Source organism: Kitasatospora sp. NPDC054939 (assembly GCF_053610105.1).
On record NZ_JBSGXP010000261.1, the window covers coordinates 1 to 4,881 of the forward strand.

General features: G+C 75.9%; 4 protein-coding genes. 2 read left to right on the plus strand and 2 right to left on the minus strand.

The window, feature by feature from the left end; all coding sequences use genetic code 11:
- The first annotated feature begins 140 nt into the window (after window positions 1-140).
- Window positions 141-323 carry a hypothetical protein gene (locus tag ACWGB8_RS37765; RefSeq protein ID WP_452218187.1) on the plus strand — a complete coding sequence of 61 codons (183 nt, stop codon included), beginning with the start codon at window positions 141-143 and terminating at the stop codon, window positions 321-323.
- 45 nt (window positions 324-368) lie between these two features.
- Here ACWGB8_RS37765 and ACWGB8_RS37770 read toward each other — a convergent pair whose 3' ends face one another.
- A complete protein-coding gene (locus tag ACWGB8_RS37770) occupies window positions 369-1,052 on the minus strand; it encodes a response regulator transcription factor (RefSeq protein ID WP_452218188.1) in 684 nt (227 codons plus the stop codon).
- Entirely contained in the window at window positions 1,049-2,356 is a 1,308-nt protein-coding gene (locus tag ACWGB8_RS37775; RefSeq protein ID WP_452218189.1) for a sensor histidine kinase, read from the minus strand. The genes ACWGB8_RS37770 and ACWGB8_RS37775 overlap by 4 nt, the downstream gene beginning before the upstream one ends.
- Window positions 2,357-2,661: 305 nt before the next feature.
- Here ACWGB8_RS37775 and ACWGB8_RS37780 point away from each other — a divergent pair, with 305 nt between their 5' ends.
- Window positions 2,662-4,854: an MMPL family transporter gene (locus tag ACWGB8_RS37780; protein ID WP_452218190.1), complete on the plus strand. Its 2,193-nt coding sequence runs from the start codon at window positions 2,662-2,664 to the stop codon at window positions 4,852-4,854.
- Window positions 4,855-4,881: the final 27 nt, after the last annotated feature.

Consider the following 4,881-nt stretch of genomic DNA (forward strand, 5'->3'; position numbering starts at 1 on the left):
GCACCCCACCGGTGCCGCGCCGCGCTCCGTCTCACCGGCAGCCGAGCAGGGCGGGCAGGGACACGGCCCGGCGGGGCGTTCGGGGTGGGGGCGGTGTACGGTCGAAAGTCGGTTCTCGAAACGGACGGGAGGCAGCTCAGGTGACTGCTTCGGGGAAGAACCGCGACCTCGCCACCATCGCCGACATCGTCGAGCCGGACGGGCAGGGCATCGACGCGTGGACGGCCGAGCGGGTGCGGGAGGTGGTGGCCGGGCATGCCCGGGACCGGGACGACCGGAGGCTGCTGCTGGAGGCCCTCGGGCTCGGCGAGGCGTCGGGCTGACGTCCTGCGCCCCGGACGCGGTCCGGGGCGCAGGGGGCACGGTGGTCAGACTCCCGTACGGGCGGTGACCAGGCCGGACTCGTAGGCCGCGATGACGGCCTGGGCGCGGTCGCGGACGTCGAGCTTGCCGAAGATGCTGGTGATGTAGTTCTTCACGGTGGAGTGGCTGATGTCCAGGGCCCGGGAGATCGCGGCGTTGTCGAGGCCGGTGGCCATCAGGCGCCACACCTCGACCTCGCGGGGCGTGAGGTCGCCGGTCTCGGCGGTGCGCGGCGGGGCGGGCTGCGGCGCCGCCCGGACGTAGGTGGAGATCAGCCGGGTGAGCAGGCGCGGCGCGACCGCCGCCTCGCCGGTGTGGACGGTGCGGATCGCCGCGGCCAGGTCCTCCGGGGAGACGTCCTTGGGCAGGAACCCGTGCGCGCCGGCCCGCAGCGCGGCCACCACGTACTCGTCCATGTCGAAGGTGCTCAGCGCGAGGACCCGGCAGGCCGGCAGGCTGCGGGCCAGCTCCTCGGTCGCGCCGACCCCGTCGAGGACGGGCATCCGGATGTCCATCACCACGACGTCGGGGCGCAGCAGGCGGGCCCGGGCGACGGCCTGCTCGCCGTTCTCGGCCTCGCCCACCACCTCGAAGGACGGGTCGGGGGAGAGGATCAGCGACAGTCCGCGCCGGACCAGCGGCTGGTCGTCGACGATGAGGACCTTGATCCGGTCCGCCGCCGCGCTCACCGGGCCACCTGCCCGTGCCGGCCGGCCGCCTCGGTGGCGTGTCCCTCGGCGGCCTGCCCGTGCTGGACGGCCGCCTCGGCCGCCTCCTCCGGACCGAGCGGGAGTTCGGCCCGTACGGCGAAGCCGCCGCCGGCCTGCGGGCCGGCCTCCAGGGTGCCGCCGTGCAGGGCGACGCGCTCGCGCATGCCGAGCAGGCCGTACCCGGGTCGGCCGGGGGAGCCGGTGCCGTCCTGGGCGGACGCGTCCCGGCCGTCGTTGCGGACCTCGACGGTGACCCGGTCCGGACGGTAGGTCAGGCGGACGGACGCCCGGGCGGGCCCGGCGTGCTTGCGGGCGTTGGTCAGGCCCTCCTGGACGATCCGGAACACCGTCAGTCCGGCGGTCGGCGGGAGCGGGCGGGCAGGCCCGTCGACCCGGAGGTCGGTGGGCAGCCCGGCGAGCCTGGACTCGGTCACCAGCCGGTCGAGGTCGTCGACCCCGGGCTGGGGCGAGGGCGGGGCGGCGTCCGTTTCGTCGCCGGCCCGCAGGACGTGGAGGAGCTGGCGCATCTCGCGCAGCGCCAGCCGCCCGGAGGACTCCAGGGTGACCAGGGCGTCCCGGGCCACCTCGGGGTGGCCGAGGTTGGCACGGGCGCCGCCGGCCATCAGCTGCATGGTGGTGATGTGGTGGGCCACGATGTCGTGCAACTCCCTTGCGATGCGGCGGCGTTCGTCGGCCACTGCGCGGTCGGCCAGCAGTTGGCGGTTCGCCGCGACCTCCCGCTGCCAGCGGGTGACGGCGAGGCCGGCGCCGGCCACGAGCAGGCAGGACATGGACGTGCCGACGACCGCCTGCCAGGACGGCACGCCGAAGTGGCTCTGGCCGAGCATGGTCACCAGCGCCGTCACCGCGCCGACGGCCGCGGTCGCGGCGCCGGTCATGGCCCGGGCGACCGAGAACAGACCGACCATCAGAACGGCGCCGAAGTGCGGGCTCGGTGGTACGGACAAGTCGACCGCCGTCCCGATCACCAGGACGGCGGCGAGCGCCGGTACGGGCCGGCTGCGCCGGAAGAGCAGCGGCACGGCCGACAGCGCGACGAGGAGGAAGCCCGGCGCGCTGACCCTGCGCACCCCGTCCATCTCGCTGAAGAGCAGGTAGTTCAGCAGGTCGAGGGTGCAGGCGCCGACGGCCACCAGCGCGTCGGTGTGCGTCCAGGGGGCGGAGTCGGCGTCGGGTGGCGCCCCCGCCGCGCCGGTCCCGCGGCCGGTTCCGGGACTGGTCCCGCTGCCCGCTGCGGCTTCGGGGCGCTGACGCCCGCCCATGTCCGTTCCTCCTCGTGCCCGGTGGCCGGCGCGCATCCGGTCCCGGGTCGGGCCGACACGGCTGATCAGCCCTGACACCCCATTCTGTCATCGGCCCGCGACGCCGGGCGTGGTCCCCGGGCACGAGGGCGGACCGCCCGACCAGGACCACGGTCCCGGTCCGCGGCAGGCCCGGGGAGCTGGGGCCCCGCCGCGGATCGTCCGCTGCCAGGACGCCCCAGGCCCACCCGGGGTGATGGTCTGGAAGCAGGCCGGGAACCCCCGGTCACCACACCGACGTTCGCGTCCATCAGCCGGAGGACAACGTGATCCGCGCCCTGACCGGATTCTCCACCAGACACGCCTGGAAGGTGATCGCCCTCTGGGCGGTGCTGGGACTCGGACTGGGCGTGCTGGGCCCGATGCTGCTCGGCCACGTCACCCAGGCCCGCACCGGGGACTTCCTGCCCCGCAGCTACGACTCCGCCGCCGCCCTGCGGATCGCCGAGGAGAAGTTCGGCGTGAAGCCGGACGCCACCACGGTGACGGTGCTGGTCGCCCGGACGGACGGCGGGCCGCTCTCCGCCGCGGACCAGCAGCGGATCGAGGCCGAGGGGGCGCAGCTCGCCCAGCGGCGCGTCGTCATGCCGAGGAAGGAGGACGAGCCGGCCTTCCTGGTGCCCGACCACTCCCAGACCCCCCGCGTCGCCCCGGCGATGGTCGCGCCCGACCGGAGCTTCGAACTGCTCACCGTCGAGTTCACCGGCAACCTGGCGAACGAGGGCGTCCAGGACGTCTTCCGGGCCTTCCGGGACGCCGCGCGGGCGCAGTTCGCGGAGGCGGGCCTGCGCACCGGCTACACCGGCGCGCTCGCCGACGCCGCCGACACCGCCGACTCCCACCGGACCGCCGCGACGGTCGGCGGCATCCTGGTCACGGTGCTGATCGTGCTGCTCAACGTCCTGGTGTTCCGCAGCGTGCTCGCGGCCGTCCTGCCGCTGCTGGCCGTCACCGTGATCGGCGGCGCGGCGGGCGGGGCGGTGGCCGGTGCCGCGGCGCTCACCGGCCTCAAGCTCGACGCCGGGACGCCGGGCCTGATCTCCGTGGTCCTGCTCGGGATCGGCGTCGACTACCTGCTGTTCCTGCTGTTCCGGTTCCGCGAACACCTGCGGGCCCGCCCCGACCAGCCGGCCCGCGCGGCGGCCGCCGAGGTGTCCGCACGGGTCGGCACCGCGATCACCTCGGCCGCGCTCACCATCGTGGCCGCCTTCGCGACCCTGGGTGTGGCGAGCTTCGGCCAGTTCCGCTCGCTCGGCCCGGCCATCGCCGTCGCCGTCCTCGTCATGCTGCTGGGCAGCCTCACCCTGATGCCGGCCCTGCTCGCCGCCTGCGGCCGTGGGATGTTCTGGCCCTCCCGCAGCCTGCGGCGGGAACCGCGGGACGACCGAGCCGCCCGCTTGGGCGCCCTCGTCGCCCGCAGGCCGCTGCCGCTGCTGCTCGCCGCCGTCGCCGTGCTCGCCGCCCTGGCCGCCGGGACGGTCGGGATCCGGATGGACTACGGCCGGGGCGGCGGCTCCGGCACCCCGGCCGCCGCCACCGCCGCGGAGATCTCCCGCGCGCTGCCCGCCGGCGTGTCCGACCCCACCACCGTCTACGTCACCGCCGCGGACGGCGCCGCCCTCGCCCCGGGCCGGCTCGACGGCCTCGCCCGGGCCCTCGCCGGCGTCGAGGGCGTCGGCCAGGTCGCCCCGACCGTGCCGAGCGCCGACCACCGGGCCGCCCGGATCGACCTCTACCTGACCGTCGACGCGCAGAGCCGACAGGCCCGCGACCTCGCCTCGGGGCCGGTCCGCGCCGCCGTCGCCGCCCACACGCCGGCCGGTACGAGCGCCCACGTGGGCGGCACCGCCGCGATCTTCGCCGACATCTCCGCCGCCGTCGACCACGACCTGGCGATCGTCTTCCCGGTCGCCGCGGCCCTGATCGGGCTGATCCTGCTGCTGCTCCTGCGCAGCCTGCTCGCCCCGGTGATCCTGATGCTCTCCGTCGGGCTCGGCTTCGCCGCCACCCTCGGCGCCGCCACCCTGCTGTTCCAGCACGGACTCGGCGAGCCGGGCGTCAACTTCACCCTCCCGCTGGTGCTGTTCCTGTTCGTGGTGGCGCTCGGCACCGACTACAACATCCTCATCACCGACCGCATCCGCGAGGAGATGCGGCACCCTGGCCCGGCCCGCGGCGCCGTGGCGCGCGCCGTCCGCCACACCACGCCGGCCATCGCCACCGCCGGCCTGGTCCTGGCCGGTTCCTTCGCCACCCTCGCCACCACGCCGGGCAGCGAGCAGGTCGCCTTCGCGATGACGCTCGGCATCCTGCTCTCCGCCGTCGTCCTGTCCCTGGTCCTGGTGCCCGCGCTGGCCGCCCTGCTCGGCCGGGCGCTGTGGTGGCCCGTCCGCCCGCCGCGCGAGCACGGCCGTCCGGCCGAGCCGCATCCGGAGACGGCCAGGGTCCCGGTGCCCTGACGGGTGCCGCCGGCACACCCCACGGGG

Excerpts from the sequence above, each read along its gene's own strand:
- ACWGB8_RS37775 (WP_452218189.1), bottom strand. The coding sequence starts at position 2,356 with ATGGGCGGGCGTCAGCGCCCCGAAGCCGCAGCGGGCAGCGGGACCAGT.